We start from the raw sequence: 22526 nt of genomic DNA on the forward strand, positions 1-22526 counted from the left end.
CTGTAAAGAAAATAATTACCACCCTATTATTTTTTGAAATTCTTCGTCTGCCTCTGGCGTATTCATAATGACTCGAAGTTTTTTATTATTGTTTTTTTGTTTCTTCGCTTCGCTCAGAACGACATGAAGTTTTTTCTGTAATTCTAATGGAGTCCTCCAATTGGTTGACGACCAAAAAATCTAATTTATCTTCACTGCTTAATTTGCATTAATTAATTTTGCATTAAAACTTTCTGGTGGACCTAAGTAACTCTGCTTAACTCCACCAGCATCAATTACAATTTTTTGCAAAACAATTCCTGGGTCTATCATCCAGAATTTTAATACATGTTTTCCTGGATTTTTAATATTGTGAACTGAAGTTTGTATGTTAATATTATCTGCAACCCATTTATTCCAGACAGGGTCTCTATTCAAATCAGGGGGATTTGGGTTTGAAGTCATGTTAAAAATTTGAGGTTCATCATCATCGAATGATACTGCATATCGAATGCCTTCACGATTATGAGTAAAATTCATTGTTGGAGAAAAATATAAATTCACTTTCAATTCACCACTTGAAAAAAGATAAACATTATATTCTAAGTGTGGACTATTTTTACTCAATTTTTGTGAAGGAGAAGTAACTGGAAAGATTGTAACAGCAGAAGATGTTCTTCCTAAATTTGGAATGACAACCCAATTCACATTATTTGAATTGACTGCTTTAGAAAAATGTTCTGCTTCAATTGAAATATAACCATTGCTTTCTACAAAAAGATGTTCATTTTCAACTTTAGGTTCTGATGGATTATTAATCAGAACATTTATTGTAACTTTTTTTCCTGTCCCCTCAACAAAAATTTTTGATTTGCTTTTTCCTATTGGTGCTTTGTTCCAGTCAACAGAAATCCAAATTCTTCTTTCAGTTGTGATTTGACCATTTGGTTTATCTATTTTCAAATACTTATCATTTGTTTTAATAGAATATTTAAAAGGTTGTTTGCCTCTGTTAAATATTTCCAGATAATAAGATTGTTTATTAAAAACATCAAACTCGGGCAGGTTTGCTTCTTCATTAATTGAAGGATACCAATTTTCTGAACCTTCAATTGCAACTCCCATATCTGCGATTTCTAACAAGTTAATTCTTTTGACCTCCGGCATTGAATTTTTATCGGGCTGCTGCCAGTAAGTATATCCAATATGAGTTTGGGACATCATGTGATTCCACTTGCCATTTTTCAGTTTATGATATTTAATCGTAATCAAAGAATCTTTTTCGAAAAGTCTTTCAGCATAATCTGCAAAACTATTTGTTAAAGCTCTTCCCTGTTTAGCATACAATCTATTCTTTGCAACCACATAATAAAGTTCATTCAGATTTGAACATGCTTCTACAGGATGAAGCACAAGTTGATAATAAGCATCTTTATAAATTGCAGGAAGTTTTTGATAAATATTTTTTGCTTTTAGCAATAACTCGTTGTAATCATTTACAACTTTTTCGAATTCTCTATAATTCACAAGACTGTAAGTTTCTGGTGATAATAATTCTGGTTTTCTTCTCGAATTATATTTTGTATACTTATCAAGAATTTCTGCAATCTCTTTTGAATACTTTTTGCCAAATTGTTTTTCTGCCCATTCTTGTGAATATGCAGGTAGTTTTTCAAGTGGAATATTTTCTGGGTTCCATGCATAATCTAGAAAAAAGCTAATTGGAAATTCCATTGGTTTAATATCGCCTACATTAACAACCCAGATTTGTCTTGCACCATATTCATAAGCTAAATGCATTTGTTCCCAAACTCTTTCGATTTGATTTGTATTAAGCCATTTGTAATTTCTTGGACCACCGACATAATCATAATGATAATAAATTCCATAACCTCCTTTGCGTGGTTTTTCATTTAATGAGGGGAGTTTACGAATATTTCCCCAGTTGTCATCACACAAAAGAAGAGTTACATCATCAGGAACTTTCATTCCTTTTTCATAATAATCCTGAACTTCTTTATACAAAGCCCAAACCTGTGGAATTTCTTCTGCTTTTTTTCCTGTTACTTCTTCAAGAATTTTTCTTTGGTCTTTTACAATTCTTTCAAGTAAAGCTATGTTTGATTCTTCACTCATTGGTTCATCACCATCGCCGCGCATTCCAATTGTAACAATACTTTCATGCGAACCCATTCTTTTAATACCTTCGCGCCAAAATTCTCTTAAAACTGAATCATTCTTTTCATAATTCCATGGACCTTTTCCAAATTTTGACCATTCAACATGAGCACGCATCATTGGTTCATGATGTGATGTGCTGATTACAATTCCATATTCATCTGCAAGTTTTGGATTAAGAGTATCATCAACAAAAAATGATTTACCCCACATTGCAGGCCAGAGGAAATTTCCTTTCAATCGAAGAATTAACTCAAAAACTTTTTCATAAAATTTATTGTTGAACCCACCAAATTTTTCGTAAGCCCAACCTGTAAGAGCTGGAGCTTCATCATTAATAAAAATTCCTCTGTATTTAACTTTTGGTTCTCCAAATGTATATAATCCCGGCTTAATGTAAACTTTTGATTTTTTTTGTATTGGAACATCTGCCCACCAATACCATGGTGATACTCCAAGCTTTTCTGCTAAATCATAGAGTCCATAAATTGTGCCTCTTTTATCGCTTCCTGCAATTATTAAAATTTTTTCTGCATTAAAAATTTTCCCATCTGCTACTTGAATGATAAACTTTTCCCATTTCCCTTTTAATTCATTTACATCAATAATTTTTTCTTCAATTAATTTATCAAGAAAAGGATTTTTACCAATAGTTCCTGCAATGATTATTTCTTTGTTGTTAATGATATTGTCGCATATTAATTCTGGTTTGGCACCAGTAACATTTTGAATATCATTTTGAATTTGATGAAGAACTCGAATTACACCTGGGAAATCATTTGAACTGTAAATTATAGGAGCAGATTTCCCATTTTCACAAAGTGTAAAATAATCTTTGCCTTTTGTTGTTGATACATAATTATCACTTTGTGAAAATAAAAATTCATTGAGTATTAAAAATGAAATAGCCGCAAAAAAAATTTTAGTTTTCATAATTCTTCTCTGTTATTCACAATAATTTTTATGAATCATTTCCGGCAAATAAATTTTGAAATTTCCACTTACTTGAAGTAATGCGAGAATGTAGAGCATTCCATCATAATATCTTCCGCGACCACTTGGAACAGGAAGATTCCATAGTTCTTCAACAAATTCTTTTCGAATTTTATCAGAAGCAGCAAGTGCAGCAACAGCATTCATTGCAATTAATCCTGCACTTCTTTCATTTGAAAGTGGTCTGCCATCCAAAGTGTAGAGATTAGGATAATCTTTAATTCCAACTGAATAGAAAAAATTTAATAACCGATTTGATTGTTCAACTGCCCATTGATCTTTTTTGAACCAGATGTAATCAACAGCAACATTCATTGCAACTCGCCATGCATCGTATTGAAAATTATTGTGACCGCCATGCCATGGATCAACTGGAGTTCCATCAAAATTAGCATAATCAGGGGCTAAGCCAGTTTTGGGATGAACAGTTTTTTTGAAAAATTCTCTGCTTACTTTTGCTGCCTCGCACCAGAATTGCTTATTTGTATCACTCATCAAAGCCCAGATTTCATAAAAATGTGGAAGATGATAAGATGGGTCTGTAAAATCATCAGCTTCGCCTGCGGGAACAAAGACTACCTGTTTTACTTTTTTATTAAACATATTTGTAACAACATTTCTTTTGTCAGAAGAATCAGTTTTCGAGAGCATTGCATTTAGAATTTTTTGTGCTTCAGCTTTATAATTAAAAATTCCTTCTCCATTTCCCCATCTTGCTGAAGCAAAAAGTAATGCTGTTACAAACCACTCTTCTCCATCAGATGCTGAATTTGAATCAAGTATTTCACCATTATCTTTACAATGCCATGCAAAATAATTTTCTCGCTGACCATGTTTATGCTGCATAAATTTTTTTGCCCATTTCCAGAGTCTGTCAAATTCTTCTTTTTTATCTAATTGAACTGCAATCATCATTCCATATGACATCCCTTCTGTTCTGACATCATCATTCCATATATCTTTAATATATGCCATATCTGAACCAACAGGATAATAGACTCGTTCTGTATTATCATCCCCATAAAATAATTTTTGAAATGCATTATCAATTTTTAACTTAATTTCCTCTTCCTTTTTCCCTAACAGTTCAGCAAATAAGTTAGGATAATTTTTTGTATAAAAAGCACCTTCTGATTTCTGTTTATCTGAATTAAAAATTTCACTTGGAAAAACTTTACTTTGTATTGATGAAAGGCAAAGCAACACAAAAATAAATATTCGTAATTTCATTATTACCTCAATGATATTAATAAACAAAAATGGGGAACTTGATAATGGAGGCACCATTTATTTAAAACCAAGTTCCCCATAACTGGATAAGAAAATTATTTCATAAGAATTAATTTCTTCACGCTAACAAAATCATTTGCTTCCAATTTATAATAATAAACTCCTGAGCTTAAATTTGAGGCATCGAGTTTTACCTTATGTTTTCCTGCATCAAAAATACCAGATGCAATTTCTTTTACCTCTCTTCCAAGAACATCATAAAGAGCAAGACGAATTTTTCCGCTTACAGGCAATGAAAACTCAATTGTAGTAACTGGATTAAATGGATTCGGGTAATTTTGATATAGTTCATAAACTACAGGTTTCAGGTTTTCATTTTCAACATCTACTGTTAAATCAGTAATTCGCAAATCATCAATGTAAATTGTAACTGGCAGAAATGTTTTATTCATACTCTCGCTTAAATGAATTGGGGCTCTTCCCTCTGTTACTCCAGCTGGAGTTGTAAAGTCAAATGTAATTTGCTGCCATTCTGTTGTTAATACTTTTTGATGAGCTCTGCCCCACTCTCTGTAAGTTACTGGTTCGCCTACTGTAAAATTAACAACCGGTCCAGTTTGTTCTGCTTTAGCCATTACTGAATATCTGTATTTGGTATTTGGCTTAACTGTAAATGGTTCATTAACAACCTGAATATCCCATGGATTAGAACCCAGTGTATCAATAATAATTTTTAATGCTTTTATTCCATCATAAACTGGGCTATCGACAACTTCGAAATATGCTTTTCCTCCACCATTAGAAAGTAAACTCCAGCCTGTTATATCTGTTCCTACAGCTGGACCATATGGAGCTTCTTCAAAACTACCATTAGGATTTATAGGTTGTGCAATAAATTTGTTAAAAGCAAAAAGTAAAACAATGAATGCATTGAAGTAGATTTTACTTTTCGTCATTTTCCCTCCGCAAAATTTATAAAGTAAATTTAATTTACTCTTCTTGCAGCAAGTTCAATTTCAATTTTTTCCATCATTTTATTATTAAGAGGATATATAGTCATTAATAAACCACCTAATAAACCAGCTATAGCTGGATAAAAACTCATAAGCAATTTAATTCCATTAATAGTTTCCAAAGCTTGATCCTTATTTGCTTCAAATCCATAATAAGCTAAAAGCCAGCCTACAATAGCACCGCCAAGAGTTAGACCAAGTTTTAACGAGAAAAGTGATGCAGCCATTAACAAACCTGTAGCTCTTCTTCCATTTTTCCATTCAGAATAATCAGCAGTATCAGTATACATTGCCCATTGAAGAACAGAAACTGGTCCAAGTGCAAATGAAATGAAAAGATTCAAAATAAAAGTTATTAAAACATCCTGCGGTTTCAGAATATAAAATACAGCACAAAAAAGTGAGCTTATTATTAGTGCCCCTGCGTAAGTATTTTTCTTATCAAATTTTTTTGCAAACCATTTTGTAAGAATTGCACCTAAGATTGTAACAATTGTTCCTGTAAGCATAAATGAAGAAGCCAAAACATCAAAAGAAACATCCCCTTTCCAGAATAAAATATTTAATTGCTGGTCTTTCACATAATATTTGAAATAATACATTATTGATGAATTACGAATAACAACATATAACAATTGAAAAACTGTTGCCCCAGCAATTAATAGCCATGGTTTATTATGAATTAAATCTTTTATATCCTGCTTAAAATTACTTTTTTGTTCTTTAGGAGGATAAACCCTTTCTTTTGTTGTTAAGAAAGTAATTAAAAATAAAATAACAGCAAGAATAGAAAGACATCCCATAGCCCATTGCCATCCAAGTGCTTCATTCCCCTTTCCAAAGTATTTTACAAGTGACATTGTAGATGCCTGAACAATTAATCCTCCAACAAATGCAGCAACAAATCTGAAAGAAGAAATTTCTGTTCTTTCAAGCGAGTTAGGTGTGATTACTCCCATAAGAGCAGAATATGGTACATTAATGGCAGTATATGCCATCATTAATAAATTATAGGTGACATAAGCATAAATTAATTTTCCTGTTACATCAAAGTTAGGAGTTGTAAATGTGAGAACTCCCATAATTCCAAAAGGAATGGAGACCCAAATCAAATAAGGTCTGAATTTACCCCATCTTGTATTTGTCCTGTCTGCAATTGTCCCCATAATCGGGTCATTGACAGTATCCCAGATTCTTGTAATCAAAAACATAGTTCCAACAGCTGCAGCAGGAAGTCCAAATACATCAGTATAAAAGTACATTAAGAAAAGCATGAACGTTTGGAAATACAAATTGGAAGCAGTATCTCCCAAACTGTAACCAATTTTTTCTTTTAAAGAGAGTTTTTCTTGAGCTGTTTGCACTTTTAACCTCAGTAATTGTTAAGAAATCTTTTAAATAAAAAAGAATTAATGATGCTAATTATGAATGCAATTCTTATACATTAATTTATAGCTTAATTAAATTTATGTTCTAAAGAAGTTTTAATAAAAAAATATTTTTTTCTTTTATCAGTTCAACATTTATTGAACCGATTAAATATAAGAAACATTTTTTGAAAATGTCAACAAGAATTAAGAAAAGTAAGTGTAGATAGGACACAATTTTTAGATGTAAAAATTATAACTGTTCAAGAAATGAACATTACAAAAGATAGTTTTAGAATTTAGATTAAAGAGAAATCAATTATGCTTTAATACTTTTGTTGATTCTCTAATTATCAATTCTGTTTCTAATACAACTTTTTCAACCGGCAATAAAGTAGAAGATTCAATATTGCGTATTAAAATTTCAGCTGCTTTTTTCCCTATTTCTCTTTGAGGGGCTCGAATTGTTGTTAAAGGAACAGGATAAATTTTTGCATAGAAAATATCATCATTGCCGATAATTGAAATATCATCTGGCACACGAATATTCAGATCTTTAAGTGCGAGCATAACAGAAAGTGCCTGTAAATCATTAAAACAAACTATAGCTGTAGGATAATCTTCTTTTTTGCGTTTCTTGAAATACTCAATAGTTTTTTTATAGCTTTCATCATAATCACTTCCTACTGGAACAATCATATCAGGATGAAAAACAAGGGTGCTTTCACTAAAAGCATGACGAAAGCCTTCTATTCTTTCTTGTGTATGAGATGAATGTGGTGGTCCAGCAAAATGAACAATTTTTGTATGACCGCTATCCATCAAATATTTCACAGCTTTCTTAATTGCTTTTAAATTATCTATTGCAACTACATTTGCTTGAATTCCCTTTACATCTTCAAGAAGTACGAACGGGAAGTTTAACATTCTTAGATTAAATAGATGTTCAATTTCAGCTGTCCCTTCTACGATTGGAGCAATAATTGCGCCTTTTATATCTTTAGTTGAAAATAAATGAGAAAACTTCTTTTCACTTTCATGATTGTTTTCTGAGCTTGTAATTATTACAGAATAACCTTTGCTATTTGCATATTCTTTAACACCAGATGCAATAGCAGTATAAAATGGGTAATTAATATCTTTAATTATAATTCCAATACTCTTATCCTGATTTCCATTTTTAAGATTTCTTGCAATACCTTTAGGTCTAAAATTCAATTCTTTCATTATTTTAAGAATATGCTCTCGTGTCTCTGGTTTTACAGTGTTTTTACCATTAATTACTGCCGAAACTGTTCCCTTTGATACACCTGCTTTTTTTGCTACATCAACTATTGTGATTCTTTTCATTTCTTGTTCCTGAATAAAATTGAAAAATTAAAACGGTTTAATGTATTTTCAATTTGCAAAAATATTTTATTATTCCTGGAAAATCAATCGTTTGAATAAATAAATTTTCAAAGTGTGATTTAATTGTTTATTCAAAAGAATTTATAAATCAATACAAACTATTATTAAATAAAATTTCTGATTAAATCATGACCTTAAAAAAATTATTTTTTTATAAAAAAAATATTTGGAAGTTTGTATTAAGCATGAATTATTTTTATAAATAATTTTATATCATTGTTCATCTTATGCTAATACAATATTTAATGTTTTTTGCACTTACGAGGGACAAAGATGTTTTTCTATAAATAAATATTTTCATGATTAATATTTCTTTTTTTATATGTCATTTAAAAAAACTTAAGCACACTTAATATAAAATTCATATAGATATGGATTAGCTAATTAAATTTCCATTTAATCGATAGAACTAACAAATGGCCATAATTAATACTAACTCAAATTTTAATTCTGAAGTTTCTAAAGACATTTTTTATCATTTTGATTAGATATCAAGAATTTATTTTTATCAAAAGTATATAAATGATAACTAATGAATTATTTTGGGATACAAATTCTTATACTTAAAAACAGGTATGTAAATTGATTTCATTAAAATTCATTTGAAAATATTATAACAATTAATGCAAAGGTTTGCGGGAATGTTTGCGAATAAAAAATAATTTTTCCAACTTAAAATGGAGGCACCTATGAATTTATTTAAGAATTTACCATTATTTGCTGTATTAATTTTATTAACTTACACCCAAGCAAATGCACAAACATCTGTACGAGAATCATTCGAATATCCTAAAGGCACTTACCTCGATAATCAAGGTAAAGCTGAGAATGGATGGGGTGGTCCTTGGGTACTTTTTGACTCATCCTGGGCAATCAATTATAATGTATTTGTTGTTACAGATACTGGCTTTGCTTATAATGATTTAATTAATTTCCCAATTCATAACACAGGTTATCACATTAAAGGAGCAAATGCAGTTGCATGGGGTTATCAAAGATATGGACGTTACTTAGCTCAAAGATGGCCACAGAAAGCAGGTACAGTTTATTGGATGAGCTGTGCATATCAACTTGAAAGATTTACTGATAATGGATGGGCATTAGTAAGTGTTTATGATAGCACCAAAGAATTAGCTGGTATTGGTCATGAATGGGGAAATGATTGGGTTGGTATTGCAACTTACAATGATGAAGGTCATTCGCCATATATGACAAAAGATGGACCTCAGTGGCTTGTTGCACGAATCCAAATGTCAGGAGATTCAACTGCAAGAGTTCATCTTTGGGTAAGTCCTGACCCAAATGGAGGCGAACCTGACACAAGCATTGCCGATGCAAGAGGTAACTGGAAACTTCCAAATGGTTTCAATAGAGTTGTAGTTCATTTTGGGGGCGAAGGTGTTGGAATGACAATGGCAGTTGATGAAATTCGTCTTGGTACCTCATGGCATGATGTTTCATCTCCCATAACCAAAGTAGAAGAAAATTTATTCTTGCCATATAATCTTTCTCTTATGCAAAATTATCCTAACCCATTCAATCCGAGTACAAAAATTTCATATTCAATAGATAAAAAGACTCGCGTGAGACTATCTATTTATGATTTACTCGGCAATAAAATTGCAACTCTTGTTGACAGCGAAAAAAGTCCTGGATTATATGTTGTTTCTTTCCATGCTAATAATTTACCAAGTGGAATCTACTTTTATAAATTAGAAGCTAATAACCAAGCAATAACAAGAAAGATGATTTTGCTAAGATAATTTTAATCAGGGGCTGACATAAAAAGTAATCTTTTTGAAAAGAGAGTTATAAAACTCAGATATTAAAATTTTCAGATAACTTAAATTGAAAAACTTTTTAAGTCAGCCCCAATTTTGTGAGTTGTATTCTCAATTGAAATTTTATTCTCAAGTATAACTAAAATCTAAAAGTTTTTTTATACGACTAACTTAATTTTCAAGAAGTTCAGCAACAATAATTGTATCAATCGTATCAATTTTATTCTCCGGAATTTCAATTGTAATTCCAAAAGAATCTTGTTTGTAATTAAGACTTGTTCCATCAAATAAAGAAATCGATTTTATTTTTTTACCAAAGTTTGGCAATAGGAGATTATTATTTTCATATTTCAATAAATGAATAAAAACTTTATTCCCTTTTTGAGTTGTTACACCCCATGATTTTTGAGGAATGGGTCCACCTCTTGTTCCATAAATTGATTCACCAAATTTATTCAACCAATTCCCTATTTCTTCGAGCCTTGAAACAAATTCAGGTTGAATTTTACCATTTGGCATTGGTCCCACATTAAGTAAAAAGTTTGCATTGTTCCCTGCTGCTTTAACAAGATATTGAATTAATTCTTTAACAGATTTATAATTTTTATCCAGAAGATTAAAGCCCCATGAATTATTCATAGTTTCACAGGTTTCAAGAGGAAGATTTCCAATTTTTGATTGAGCACTGAATCCTGCAGTGTTTTGTCCGGGTAAATCTTTTTCAAACATCTGAAAGTCTTCTCCTTCAATTGGACTAAGATGATGATTGTTGCCAATCAAACAACCAGGCTGAAGTTCATGTATCAGTTTGTAAATTTCATCTAACTTCCAATCTGCACCTTTTTTATCCCATAATCCATCGAACCAAATACCTCCAACTTTTCCATAATTTGTTAAAAGTTCTTTTAGTTGTCCTTTCATAAAATTAATATAATTATTCCAGTTGCCGCTGTCTGGTCTGTTTGAATATTGTCCTGTTGAACCTCGAGGAAAGTAATCATTGTGGTACCAATCAACAAGAGAATAATAGAAGAATAATTTAATCCCTTGCTTTTCACATTCTTCGGATAACATTTTAATTATATCTTTTTTATATGGAGTTCTGTCAACAATATTCCAATCAGATTGTTTTGTATAAAACATTGAAAAGCCGTCATGATGCCTTGTAGTAATTGTTATGTATTTCATTCCAGCTTTCTTAGCAATCGAAACCCACTCCTGCGGGTTGAAATCAATTGGATTAAAAAATTCTGCTACACGCTCATAAGTTTTTTTATCAATTTTTTTAATCTGCATTACCCATTCACCGTCACCAAGCACACTATAAATTCCCCAGTGAATAAACATTCCAAACTTAGCATCTTGAAACCAGTTTCTATTTTTCAAATTTTCTTCAGAAGGAATGTAATTATATTGAGAGATAATAAAATTGAATGGCACTAATAAGAAAAATAATATAATTCGTTTCATGGCTTTTAATTTTTTTTGCAATTTAAGGAATTAACCATGCAATAATCAATTAAGTGTAAAGTCATTATTACAAGAAAAATTTTGTCGAACAAATTACATGTTAAAATAATTTTTCTGAATAGATAATACCAAGTTCTAATCCTCTTAATTCTGCAAGTGCTCTCATTCTTCCAAAAAGAGAATAGCCGGGATAAATTCCTTTTTTGTTTTGGTCTGGAATCATAAGTCTGCCATGGTCTGGACGCATAGGCATTCTAACATCTTTTCTTCCTTCATTAATTCTTCTTTTTTGTTCATAGAGAAGAATTTTCATGATATCATAAAGATTAATATCGCCATTCAAATGGTCTGCTTCCATAAAATCTCCGTCAGCATTTCTGGTAACATTTCTTAAATGAAGGAAATTAATTCTATGAGCAAAACTTTTTGCAATATCAACTACATCATTATGAATACCTGCACCGAGAGAACCAGTGCATAATGTTAATCCGTTGTGATATGAATTAACAGCATTTAATATTTTTTCAATACTACTTTTTGAACTTACAATTCTTGGCAATCCAAGCAAAGAGCGCGGCGGGTCATCTGGATGAATAACCATAAATACATTTGATTCTTCAGCAACAGGAATTATTTCTTTAATAAATTCAATGAGGTTATTTCTTAATACTTCATCATTAATATCAGAGTATTCATTTAAAGCTTTTTTAAAATCTTCGAGTGAATAAGCTTCCCATGAACCAGGTAGTCCAAATAATATTGTGTTAATCAATTTTTCTTTTTGTTTATCATTCAAATTTTTGAAATAGATTTCTGCTTGTTTGATTTGGTCGCTTGTGTAATCTTTTTCTGCGCCATTCCGTTTTAAAATAAATAAGTCAAAAGCAGCAAAAGCCTTTGTCTCAAATTTTGTTGTGATTGAACCATCTTCAAAAACAGTTTCTAAATCTGTACGTGACCAATCAAGCACAGGCATAAAATTATAACATACAGTATCAATGCCGCATTTGCCCAAATTTCTAATAGTTTTTTTATAATTATCAATGTATAACTTATAATTACCTTTTCTTTTTTTTATATCTTCATGAACTGGAACACTTTCCACAACAGACCATGTTAAACCTTCGGACTCAATAATATTTTTTCTCTTTAGGATTTCTTCTTCAGTCCACACTTCTCCAATTGGAATCTGATGAAGTGCTGTAACAATTCCTGTTGCACCTGTTTGTTTAATTTCTTTCAATGATACAGGGTCGTTGGGACCAAACCATCTCCATGTTTTTTCAAATCCCATATAATCCTCTAATTATTTTTATTTTGATAACATTATAAAGAAATAAATAATTCATTCATTTAATAAAAATGAATTTATAATTAATAAAATTCTTTTTTGTAATTCAAACTTCTCGAAAATTTTAATAGTAATTAATAGATAACTTTTTTCAAAAAAATTATTCCAGATATAATTTGCAGAAATTTTATTAGTGCAACTTTCTTTTACTTTCCTTGACATTTACAGCATGGGAGACTATTTTTTCGAGCCTAAATTAGGGGGTAAAAAGAAAAATAAATTGAAAGTAAGATTAACAGAAAAAGAAAAAAGAGCTATAGAAGAAGTAAAAGCTAAAGGAAATATTCCTAAACATATTGCAATTATAATGGACGGGAATGGCAGATGGGCTAAAAAAAGAAATTTACCCCGAGTTGCCGGACACCAGCGAGGTGTTGAAACTGTTCGTATAATTGTTGAAACATGTGTAGGACTTGGAGTAGATGTTCTTACACTTTATACTTTTTCTACTGAAAACTGGAAAAGACCAAAAGAAGAAGTATCTACATTAATGAAACTGATTGTGAAAAGTTTGAAAAAAGAAACAGATGAATTAAATAAAAACAACATTAGATTGACAACAATTGGAGATAAAAGTTCTCTCCCTGAAATAGTTCAAAAAGAACTTGATAATGCAATTGCAAAAACAGCAAACAACTCCAAGATGATCTTAAACCTTGCTCTTAGTTACGGCGGCAGATGGGAACTTGTAGAAGCAGTTAAGAATATAAGCGCACAGGTTCTTACAGGAAAAATTTCTATCGATGCAATTAATGAAGAATTAATTTCAAAAAATCTCACTACTGCTGGTTTACCTAATCCCGATTTATTAATCAGAAGTGGTGGTGAATTCAGAATCAGTAATTTTCTTTTATGGCAAATTGCATATTCGGAAATTTATGTAACTGATACTTTATGGCCCGACTTTAGATGTAAACAACTACTAGATGCAATAAGAGACTATCAAAAAAGAGAAAGAAGATTTGGTTTAGTAAGTGAACAAATATCAAAGAACATCAAGAAGAATTAAAATGCCAGAACTTAATTTCAAAAAATTCTCAGTTTATTTTATCAGCCTTTTTTTATTATCATCAATCATTTATCCGCAATACCAAAAATCAACTTACAAAATTCTCGGAATCAATGTAGTTGGAAATAAAACTGCAGATGCAAATACAATAATTGCAAACACTGGTTTGAAGGTCGGAGATGAAATTTCTATACCAAGCGACCAAACAAACAATGCAATTCAAAGGCTCTGGAATTTAGGAATATTTCAGGATGTTCAAATTCTCATTGAGAAAAAAATTGATGATGGAATTTTTCTACAAATAAAAGTAAAAGAATATCCACGGCTCGAACAATTTGTAATTAAAGGCAACGACGAAGTAAGCACAGACAATATCAATAAAAAAATTACAATTGTCAGAGGACAAACTCTTAAACCTCAGGAAGTTGCAAGAATAATTCAAAAGATAAAAGAACTTTACATTGACGAAGGCTTCCTCAATGCCAAAATAACTCCAAAGTATTATATCTTTTTTAAAGCAGATACTTCAAAAGACGAAATTACTGTAACATGGAGAAACGAAAAAAACTTTTCTGAAGAATATCAAACTAAATATGAGCTGAAAAAAGCAGTTTCATTTAACTCAATAGATAGAATTAAAGAAAGAGTTCTTGTTGTTCTGGATATCAACGAAGGTAACGAAGTAAAAATCAGAAGCATCGTCTTTAATGGTAACACTGCATTTGATGATGGTAAATTAAAAAGCCAGTTTGATGATACAAAAGAAAAAAAATGGTGGAAGTTTTGGTCATCGGCAAATTTCAAAAAAGATAAGTTCGAAAAAGATAAAGAGCTTTTAACAAAGTTCTATCAAAAAAACGGCTACAGAGATTTTGTTATTTTAAAAGATACATTGATATTTTCTGAAGATAAAAAATATCTTGATTTAATTATTGATGTTTATGAAGGAAATCAATACAAAGTTAGAAATATTATCTGGGAAGGTAACACAGTTTATCCAGATGAAGTTTTAACTGAACGCCTTGGTTTCAAAAAAGGTGATGTTTTCGATTATGAAAGATTCAATCAGAATTTACATTATAACGAAAAGCAATCTGATGTGTCCTCTCTTTATCAGGATAACGGCTACTTAGGTTTTTCAATTGATGCAAAAGAACAAAAAGTAGCACCAGATTCAATTGATATAATTATTAGAATTAATGAAGGAAATCGATTTAAGATTGGAAAAGTTGATATTCAGGGAAATACAAAAACCAAAGACAAAGTTATAAGAAGAGAACTTTATACTATCCCAGGCTTTTATTTCAGCCGAGGATTAATTTTAAGAAGTCTTCAGCAACTTGCAAATCTTCAGTATTTTAATTCGGAAAGTCTTTATAAAAATGGAATTGATTACCGACCTGTTAACGACAGCACAGTCAATTTAATTTACAAAGTCGAAGAAAAATCAAGTGACTACTTAAATGCTTCTGTTGGTTACAGTGGAGCTTTTGGTTTCAGCGGTGCAATTGGTTTTACTTTGACAAACTTCTCAATTACTGAACCATTCCAAATGGGAGGAGGACAAATCCTTAACTTCAACTGGCAATTTGGAGTTGGAAATTATTATAGAACTTTCTCACTTGGATTTACAGAACCTTGGCTTATGGATACACCAACTTCAATTGGATTTGATTTATTTGATACAAGACAACGATATGTTTACGACATGCGTCAATCAGGAATTTCTTTCAGACTTGGAAGAAGATTAACTTGGCCCGATGACTTTTTCTATGTTCAAGGTTCTTTCAGATTTCAATACAATGATATTATTGATGGTGGTGGTTTCTACATTGAAGGCTTAACAAGACAATATACAATTGGAACAGCAATTACAAGAACAGATATCGATAATCCAATTTTCCCTTCACGAGGCTCCAAATTTGCATTGAATGCTGAATTATCTGGTGGTCCACTTCTTCCAGGAAATGTTGATTACTACAAAATTGATTTATCAACAGAATGGTATAAACCTCTATTCAATACAAATAGAATTGTTCTTTATGCAAATACAAATCTTGGATATATTCACAATCTTGGAGATTTCAAAAAAATCAATCCATTTGATTTTTACTATATGGGTGGAAATGGAATGATAATAGCAACAGTCCCCTTGCGTGGATATGAGGATAGAAGTTTAGGAATAGTTGATGCAGGAGGCAATGTAATTGGAAGTCGTGTAATGGTAAAATATACATTTGAATTTAGAACTGCACTGGCTTTAGAACCAATTCCTATTTATTTACTTGCATTTGCGGAAGCAGGTAATGTATTTTTCGATATCAAACAAGCAAATTTATTTGACTTAAAGCGTTCAGTTGGTGTAGGTGCAAGAGTTTTAATAAATCCAATTGGATTACTTGGCTTTGATTATGGTTATGGATTTGATAGAAGAAGTGTGGATGGCAAAAATCCACAATGGTTGTTCCACTTCCAGTTTGGAAAAGGTTTTTAATAATTAATTAAATAAGAGGTTATCGTGAAAAAAGTAATATTAATCATTTTTGCAGCAGTTTCAATATTTGCACAAACTCAACAAACACAAACACAATCTCAGCAACCAATTCAATTAAAAGTGGGCTATGTTGATTCAGAAATTATATTAGCTCAATTTCCAGAAGCTATTAAAGCAAAGAGTGACCTTGAAGCACTTGTATCTCAATGGAGAAAACAGGCAGACAGTATGGCAACTGAACTTCAGAATGCTTATGCTGATTATCAAAAACAAGCTCAAACAATGACACAAGAAAAACAACGCGAAGCTCAGCAAAAAATCATCGAAAAAGAACAAAGACTTCAGCAATTTAGAGAACAAAAATTCAGTCAGCCAAATGGCGAATATTTCGTAAAGCAGGACCAATTAATGGCTCCTGTCAAACAAAAAATTTTCAAAGCAATTGAAAGTGTAGCAAAGGAAGAAGGGATGCATTATGTGCTCGACAAAGCAGGTGAAGTTGTTGTTCTTTACGCTGACCCTTCTTTCGACATAACATTCAAGGTTCTCGACCGTCTGAAAAGAGGAAAATAAAAACGGAATTATAAAATGAAAAATTTCTTATTAATTTGTTTTCTTATTGCTTCGGTTTCTTATGCACAATTAAAAATTGGTTATGTTGATAGTGATGCAATAATGAAGCAGCTTCCAGAATATCAAGATGCACAAAAAAAATTAGATGCTATAATTAAAGAATGGCAGGAAGAATTAAATAAAATGGAAAAGGATTGGAAAGCAAAGTATGATGATTATGAAAAAAGAAAATTAATTTTAAGCGAACAAAGACGAGTTGAAATTGAAAAAGAACTTGTTCAAATGGAAGATCAGATTTCAAAATTCAGACAGGAAAAATTTGGTGTTCGAGGCGAATTGTTTCAAAAACAGGAAGAATTAAATAAACCAATCCTCAATAGAATTTTTAATGCAATTCAAGAAGTTGCAAAAGAAAATAATTATGATTTTATATTTGATAGAAGCGGCGATATAATGTTTCTCTATGCCAAAGAAGAATACGATGTCACAAATCTTGTTCTTGAAAAATTAAAGTGAGTTTTTATGAAAATTAAATTAAAAGATGCCGCCGACTTTGTCGGCGGTATTGTTATCGGAAATCCCAATATTGAAATTTCCGGCATTGCAAAAATTGAAGAAGCAAAAGAAGGCGATTTAACTTTTCTTTATCTCCCTGCTTACGAAAAATATCTTGAAACCACAAAAGCTTCTGCTGTAATCATAAGCCCAGAATTCAAAAAAACAAGAAATGATATAAGTTACATTGAAGTTCAGAATCCAAATGTTGCATTTCAAAAAATCATAACTACTTTTTTGAAACCAAAATTAAATTTATCTGGAATTGATTCTACTGCATCAATTCATCCATCTGCAAAACTCGGTAAAAATGTAGCAATTGGTAAAAATGTTGTCATCTCCGAAAATTGTGAAATTGGAGATAACACATTTATTTTTCATAACACTGTATTAATGGAAAATGTTAAAATAGGTTCAAATACATTAATTTATCCTAATGTTACAATTAGAGAAAATTGTGTAGTGGGAAATAATGTAATCATTCATTCAAATACATGCATTGGTTCTGATGGATTTGGATATGTTCTAAATGAAAAAGGCGAATATGTAAAAGTACCACAAATTGGCAATGTAGTTATAGAAGATGATGTTGAAATCGGTTCAAATGTTTCTGTTGACCGTGCAGCACTTGGTTCTACATTAATTAAAAAAGGTGTAAAGATTGATAATCTTGTTCAGGTAGCGCACAATGTTGTGATAGGAGAACACACTGCAATTGCAGCTCAAGCTGGAATATCTGGCAGCACAAAAATTGGAAAGCATTGCATGATTGCAGGTCAATCAGGATTTGTTGGACATATTGAAATTGCAGATGGAACTATAATTGGTGCCCAAGCAGGAGTTTCGAAATCAATAAAAAAACCCGGGAAATATAGAGGCACACCCGCCGAAGAAATGTCAACTCAATTAAGATTAGAAGCACACATAAGAAATTTGCCTCAGTATTTAGAAAGAATTAAAAAATTAGAAGAAAAAATTGCATTTTTGGAAAGTAAAATTTTTGAACTAACAGGAAAGAAGGAAAACTAATGTTAGAATTACAAAGAACCATTGCAAAACCAGTCTCTTTATCAGGCACTGGTTTACATACAGGTACATCGTGCACAATTACATTTAAACCTGCACCCGAAAATTATGGAATAAAATTCATAAGAGTAGATTTGGGCGGAAGCCCTGAAATCCCCGCTAATGTTGATTATGTTGTTGATTTATCACGCGGCACCACACTTGGCATTGGCGATGCCAAAGTTCATACAGTTGAGCATGTTCTTGCTGCAATTGTAGGTCTTCAAATAGACAATATTATAATTGAAATAGATGGCATTGAACCTCCTGTTGGTGATGGAAGTGCAATGCCTTTTGTTGAAAAACTTCTTGAAGCTGGATTTGTTACACAAAATAGTCCAAAAGATTATCTTGTTATCGACCAAACTGTGATGTATCATGACGAAGAAAAGAAAATTGACATTGTTGCTCTTCCATTAAATGATTATAGAATTACTATTATGGTTGATTATGCAAATCCTGCTTTAGGAAGCCAACATACTGGATTATTTAATTTAGAAAAAGAATTTATTACAGAATTTGCTCCTGCAAGAACATTTTGCTTTTTAAGCGAAGTTGAAATGCTTGCAGACCAAGGACTAATCAAAGGCGGCAGCATCGATAATGCAGTTGTTATTGTTGACCATGATATCGACGACGAAAGATTAAAAAGATTAAAAGAAAAATTAAATCTTCCAGAAGATATATCAATTACTCACGAAGGATTTTTGAGTAACAATCAATTACGTTTCAAAAACGAACCTGTTAGACATAAATTGCTCGATATGATGGGCGACTTAGCATTAATTGGCGTTCCCATTAAAGCACAAATTCTTGCTGCCCGACCAGGCCACAAAGCAAATGTAGAATTTGCTAAAAAGATTAGAAGTTTATATCAACAGAAAAAACTTGTTAAAAAATATCAGCTTGTAAAAAAAGAAGGCGTTGTTTTTGATGCAAATGCTATTCAAAGAATTCTTCCTCACAGATATCCATTCCTTCTTGTTGATAAAATAATTGATTTAGAATTAGATAAAAAAGTAGTCGGTGTTAAGTGTGTTACAATTAACGAACCATTTTTCCCAGGCCACTTCCCTGGTCAACCAATTATGCCCGGAGTTTTAATTATAGAAGCGATGGCTCAAGTAAGTGGTATTTTAGTTTTAAATTCGTTTATTGACCCCGCAAATCATCTTGTTTACTTTATGAGTATTAACAATGCTAAATTCAGAAAGCCTGTAGTCCCGGGTGATCAGCTTATTCTTGAAGCAGAAATTATTTCTAAAAAAACAAAATATTTCTCCATAAAAGGTGCTGCTTATGTTGATGGCAATCTTGTTGCCGAAGCAGAATTTATGGGTGCAATAGTGGATAAAGAAAATAAACCTCAAAATTAATTTTTACTGTTATGAACAATATTCATCCAACCGCAATTGTAAGTCCTAAAGCTAAATTAGGTAATAACATAGAAATCGGTCCTTATGCAGTCATCCACGATGATGTCGAAATTGGGGATGACTGCAAAATTGGTCCTTTTGTTGGAATCTATGATGGTGCAAGAATTGGAAACCGTGTTAAAATTTTTCAAGGCGCATCAATTTCAAATTTGCCGCAGGACTTAAAATATGCAAACGAACAAACTTATTTATTTATTGGAGATGACACAGTAATCCGTGAATTCGCTACACTTCACAAAGGAACTGCAGCAACAGGAAAAACTGTTATCGGAAATAATTGCTTGCTTATGGCATATACACATGTTGCACATGACTGCCATATCGGTAACAAAGTTATAATCTCTAATGCGACTCAAATTGCAGGACATGTTACAATTGAAGATGTTGTAATAATTGGTGGTCAAGGAGCGGTTCATCAATTTTGTAAAATTGGTCAACATGCTATGGTTGGCGGCGGTGGAATGGTTGGAACTGATATTCCTCCCTACTCTCTTGTTAGCGGATATCCAGCAAGATTTATGGGTTTAAACATTGTTGGTTTGAGAAGAAGAAATTTTTCTACTGAAGACATTAATACATTAAAAGAAACATATAGAATTTTTTACAACTCAGGATTAAATCATACTGAAGCATTAAAAATTATCAAAGAAAAATTTTCAGAACATCCACTTGTAAAAAATGTAATTGAATTTATTGAATCCTCTGAACGCGGCGTTGTTAGAAGATGAAATGGTTTTTTATTGATACCGGCGAATCAACCGGCAAATTTAATATGGATTTCGATTTCCAACTTGCACAAATCTGCTCTGATGACAAAGCATATTTTAGACTTTACAGATGGAAACCATATTGTATCTCTCTCGGTGCACATCAAAAATTTGAAGATATCAATCTTGAAAAAGCATCTAATGATGGAATTGATGTTGTAAAAAGACCAACTGGCGGCAGAGCAATTCTTCATGCAGAAGAAATTACTTATTCTGTTATTCTTCCATTTTCTAAAATCCAAAGTGCAAAAGAAGTTTATCAAAAAATTTCTTTATCATTGATTGAGGGATTAAAATTATATCATCCCATATTTTCTAATCTTGAATTAGAAAATCTTCAACCTAATTTTTCAAAATTGTTGAATGAACCATCAGGAATTTTATGTTTTGGAAGCACAGCAAAAAATGAAGTGAAATTTAATGGAAGAAAATTAATCGGTAGTGCACAAAGAAAATTAAATAATGCAATTCTTCAGCATGGTTCTATACTTTGCGGAAAATATCACAGAAAACTTGTTGATTACATTAATGTTGATGATAAAACCAAATCAATTATCGAAAATGAAATTATTCAAAAAACAATAGAGATTGAAACTATTCTGCAAAAACATGTCGACTATCAAAAACTTTCTGAATGTTTAATTGATGGATTCAAAAAAGTATGGAATATAGAATTCGAAAAAAGTGAAATTAATTTTCCCGTTCTTAAATAATTACTTCAATTATATTTCCATCAAAAGAATCTTAATGTTATTTTTCCAGTTGAAAATTATCGAAAACTATTTGCCATGAAAAATACTCTTGTCTTACTTTTATTGCTTAGTTCATTGATATATTCACAATCAAATGATGATTTTGAATTCTACTTAAAAGGCTCTGCTGTTACTGATATCTGCAGCGATGGAAAAGATATCTGGATAGCAACAAATGGAAATGGAATTTTCAAGTATAATCCAACTCAAAATAAGTGGCAGCAATTTTCTACTTCAGTAGGAAATTTACAGCATGATTATTTTTATTGCATAACTGCAAATCAAGATTTTGTTTGGGCTGGCTCGATTGATGGCTTATTTATTTATGATAAAAAAAGGAACAGCTGGACAAAAAGAAAATTTGCACTTGGTGGTCAACTTGCTAATTGGATTCGCTCTATTGCTTACGATAAATTTGAAAATGTTGTATGGATTGGAAGATTCCAATACCTTACAAAATATGATTTGAAAAGCAGAAGATTCATTGATTACAACTTAACTATTGGTAATAACGAAAAAACTAACACAATAAAAACAATACAAATTGATGGCGACAGCATAGTTTGGTTTGGAACCGAAGCTGGTTTGCACAAGTATGATAAATCGAAAGATTTGAATGATGCAAATGCAATTACTTTTTACGATAACAAATACAACTATTTTAATGGAGAAGGTGAACAGGTTTCAATTTCTTCAATTTTGCTTGAAAGAAATTTTGTGTGGATTGGCCTTGATGAATTTATTACAGCAGAACGACCACAATTTAATGTTGGAGGATTATTCAAATTTAACAGGAAAAATGAATGGATTCGATTTGATAATTACAGAGGATTAACAGGCAATGGAGTTTACGACCTTGAAAGAACAGGTAATTACATTTGGGCTTCACTTTATCAATTTGGTAAAGAAACAAAAGAAACATATGGAAGAGGAATTGTATTGATTAACAGAATTAATAACAAAGTAATTCCTATAAATGACGAGAGAATTCCTAAAACTGTAAACAAAATTTTTTTTGATGGAACATATCTTTGGCTTGGAACAGAAAATGGTTTAATCAAAATAAATTTCTTCAATCAACTTGCACAATGGAGATAAAAAAT

At 31.3% G+C, this 22526-nt stretch carries 17 protein-coding genes; 10 read left to right on the top strand and 7 right to left on the bottom strand.

What is annotated here, in order from left to right; translation table 11 throughout:
• Positions 1 to 198: 198 nt before the first annotated feature.
• The 5 genes from AC27L2_RS00965 to AC27L2_RS00985 all read right to left on the bottom strand — a co-directional run bounded on the left by AC27L2_RS00965 (position 199) and on the right by AC27L2_RS00985 (position 8110).
• The gene (locus AC27L2_RS00965) at positions 199 to 3090 is read right to left on the bottom strand and encodes a glycosyl hydrolase 115 family protein (protein WP_487209779.1); all 2892 of its coding nucleotides are present in this window, start codon (positions 3088 to 3090) and stop codon (positions 199 to 201) included.
• 12 nt (positions 3091 to 3102) lie between these two features.
• Complete coding sequence (locus AC27L2_RS00970) at positions 3103 to 4380, bottom strand: family 8 glycosyl hydrolase (RefSeq protein ID WP_487209780.1); 1278 nt, start codon at positions 4378 to 4380, stop codon at positions 3103 to 3105.
• 95 nt (positions 4381 to 4475) lie between these two features.
• A complete protein-coding gene (locus AC27L2_RS00975; protein WP_487209781.1) occupies positions 4476 to 5336 on the bottom strand; it encodes a T9SS type A sorting domain-containing protein in 861 nt (286 codons plus the stop codon).
• 29 nt (positions 5337 to 5365) lie between these two features.
• Positions 5366 to 6757 (bottom strand): MFS transporter, encoded by a 1392-nt coding sequence (locus tag AC27L2_RS00980; RefSeq protein ID WP_487209782.1) that lies wholly within the window; start codon positions 6755 to 6757, stop codon positions 5366 to 5368.
• Positions 6758 to 7075: 318 nt separating this feature from the next.
• Entirely contained in the window at positions 7076 to 8110 is a 1035-nt protein-coding gene (locus AC27L2_RS00985; protein ID WP_487209783.1) for a LacI family DNA-binding transcriptional regulator, read from the bottom strand.
• 749 nt (positions 8111 to 8859) lie between these two features.
• On the opposite strand from AC27L2_RS00985, the gene AC27L2_RS00990 reads away from it, so the two are divergent.
• The gene (locus AC27L2_RS00990; protein ID WP_487209784.1) at positions 8860 to 9933 is read left to right on the top strand and encodes a T9SS type A sorting domain-containing protein; all 1074 of its coding nucleotides are present in this window, start codon (positions 8860 to 8862) and stop codon (positions 9931 to 9933) included.
• Positions 9934 to 10122: 189 nt separating this feature from the next.
• Here AC27L2_RS00990 and AC27L2_RS00995 read toward each other — a convergent pair whose 3' ends face one another.
• Positions 10123 to 11421: an alpha-L-fucosidase gene (locus tag AC27L2_RS00995; protein WP_487209785.1), complete on the bottom strand. Its 1299-nt coding sequence runs from the start codon at positions 11419 to 11421 to the stop codon at positions 10123 to 10125.
• 100 nt (positions 11422 to 11521) lie between these two features.
• Complete coding sequence (gene uxuA / locus AC27L2_RS01000; RefSeq protein WP_487209786.1) at positions 11522 to 12715, bottom strand: mannonate dehydratase; 1194 nt, start codon at positions 12713 to 12715, stop codon at positions 11522 to 11524.
• 277 nt (positions 12716 to 12992) lie between these two features.
• On the opposite strand from uxuA, the gene uppS reads away from it, so the two are divergent.
• From uppS to AC27L2_RS01045, 9 genes are all read left to right on the top strand, one after another.
• The gene (gene uppS / locus AC27L2_RS01005) at positions 12993 to 13781 is read left to right on the top strand and encodes an undecaprenyl pyrophosphate synthase (RefSeq protein ID WP_487209787.1); all 789 of its coding nucleotides are present in this window, start codon (positions 12993 to 12995) and stop codon (positions 13779 to 13781) included.
• Between the two features lies 1 nt (position 13782).
• Entirely contained in the window at positions 13783 to 16275 is a 2493-nt protein-coding gene (gene bamA, locus AC27L2_RS01010) for an outer membrane protein assembly factor BamA (RefSeq protein WP_487209788.1), read from the top strand.
• Positions 16276 to 16299: 24 nt separating this feature from the next.
• The gene (locus tag AC27L2_RS01015) at positions 16300 to 16848 is read left to right on the top strand and encodes an OmpH/Skp family outer membrane protein (RefSeq protein WP_487209789.1); all 549 of its coding nucleotides are present in this window, start codon (positions 16300 to 16302) and stop codon (positions 16846 to 16848) included.
• 15 nt (positions 16849 to 16863) lie between these two features.
• Positions 16864 to 17364 (top strand): OmpH/Skp family outer membrane protein, encoded by a 501-nt coding sequence (locus AC27L2_RS01020; protein ID WP_487209790.1) that lies wholly within the window; start codon positions 16864 to 16866, stop codon positions 17362 to 17364.
• Between the two features lie 6 nt (positions 17365 to 17370).
• Complete coding sequence (lpxD, locus tag AC27L2_RS01025) at positions 17371 to 18432, top strand: UDP-3-O-(3-hydroxymyristoyl)glucosamine N-acyltransferase (protein WP_487209791.1); 1062 nt, start codon at positions 17371 to 17373, stop codon at positions 18430 to 18432.
• Positions 18432 to 19844: a bifunctional UDP-3-O-[3-hydroxymyristoyl] N-acetylglucosamine deacetylase/3-hydroxyacyl-ACP dehydratase gene (locus AC27L2_RS01030; protein WP_487209792.1), complete on the top strand. Its 1413-nt coding sequence runs from the start codon at positions 18432 to 18434 to the stop codon at positions 19842 to 19844. Before lpxD ends, AC27L2_RS01030 begins: the two co-directional genes overlap by 1 nt.
• A gap of 11 nt (positions 19845 to 19855) precedes the next feature.
• Entirely contained in the window at positions 19856 to 20632 is a 777-nt protein-coding gene (gene lpxA / locus AC27L2_RS01035; RefSeq protein WP_487209793.1) for an acyl-ACP--UDP-N-acetylglucosamine O-acyltransferase, read from the top strand.
• Complete coding sequence (locus tag AC27L2_RS01040; protein ID WP_487209794.1) at positions 20629 to 21384, top strand: lipoate--protein ligase family protein; 756 nt, start codon at positions 20629 to 20631, stop codon at positions 21382 to 21384. Before lpxA ends, AC27L2_RS01040 begins: the two co-directional genes overlap by 4 nt.
• A 75-nt stretch (positions 21385 to 21459) precedes the next feature.
• Positions 21460 to 22521 (top strand): ligand-binding sensor domain-containing protein, encoded by a 1062-nt coding sequence (locus AC27L2_RS01045; protein WP_487209795.1) that lies wholly within the window; start codon positions 21460 to 21462, stop codon positions 22519 to 22521.
• Positions 22522 to 22526 lie beyond the last annotated feature (5 nt).

The organism is Rosettibacter sp. KY25, from assembly GCF_057554405.1.

Bases quoted from the DNA above. Each gene is read 5' to 3' on its own strand.
- AC27L2_RS00990 (WP_487209784.1), top strand. From the start codon at position 8,860: ATGAATTTATTTAAGAATTTACCATTATTTGCTGTATTAATTTTATTA.
- AC27L2_RS01020 (WP_487209790.1), top strand. From the start codon at position 16,864: ATGAAAAATTTCTTATTAATTTGTTTTCTTATTGCTTCGGTTTCTTAT.
- AC27L2_RS00970 (WP_487209780.1), bottom strand. From the start codon at position 4,380: ATGAAATTACGAATATTTATTTTTGTGTTGCTTTGCCTTTCATCAATA.
- AC27L2_RS00995 (WP_487209785.1), bottom strand. From the start codon at position 11,421: ATGAAACGAATTATATTATTTTTCTTATTAGTGCCATTCAATTTTATT.
- lpxD (WP_487209791.1), top strand. From the start codon at position 17,371: ATGAAAATTAAATTAAAAGATGCCGCCGACTTTGTCGGCGGTATTGTT.
- AC27L2_RS00985 (WP_487209783.1), bottom strand. From the start codon at position 8,110: ATGAAAAGAATCACAATAGTTGATGTAGCAAAAAAAGCAGGTGTATCA.
- AC27L2_RS01045 (WP_487209795.1), top strand. From the start codon at position 21,460: ATGAAAAATACTCTTGTCTTACTTTTATTGCTTAGTTCATTGATATAT.
- lpxA (WP_487209793.1), top strand. From the start codon at position 19,856: ATGAACAATATTCATCCAACCGCAATTGTAAGTCCTAAAGCTAAATTA.
- AC27L2_RS00965 (WP_487209779.1), bottom strand. From the start codon at position 3,090: ATGAAAACTAAAATTTTTTTTGCGGCTATTTCATTTTTAATACTCAAT.
- uxuA (WP_487209786.1), bottom strand. From the start codon at position 12,715: ATGGGATTTGAAAAAACATGGAGATGGTTTGGTCCCAACGACCCTGTA.
- AC27L2_RS01030 (WP_487209792.1), top strand. From the start codon at position 18,432: ATGTTAGAATTACAAAGAACCATTGCAAAACCAGTCTCTTTATCAGGC.
- AC27L2_RS00975 (WP_487209781.1), bottom strand. From the start codon at position 5,336: ATGACGAAAAGTAAAATCTACTTCAATGCATTCATTGTTTTACTTTTT.
- AC27L2_RS01040 (WP_487209794.1), top strand. From the start codon at position 20,629: ATGAAATGGTTTTTTATTGATACCGGCGAATCAACCGGCAAATTTAAT.
- bamA (WP_487209788.1), top strand. From the start codon at position 13,783: ATGCCAGAACTTAATTTCAAAAAATTCTCAGTTTATTTTATCAGCCTT.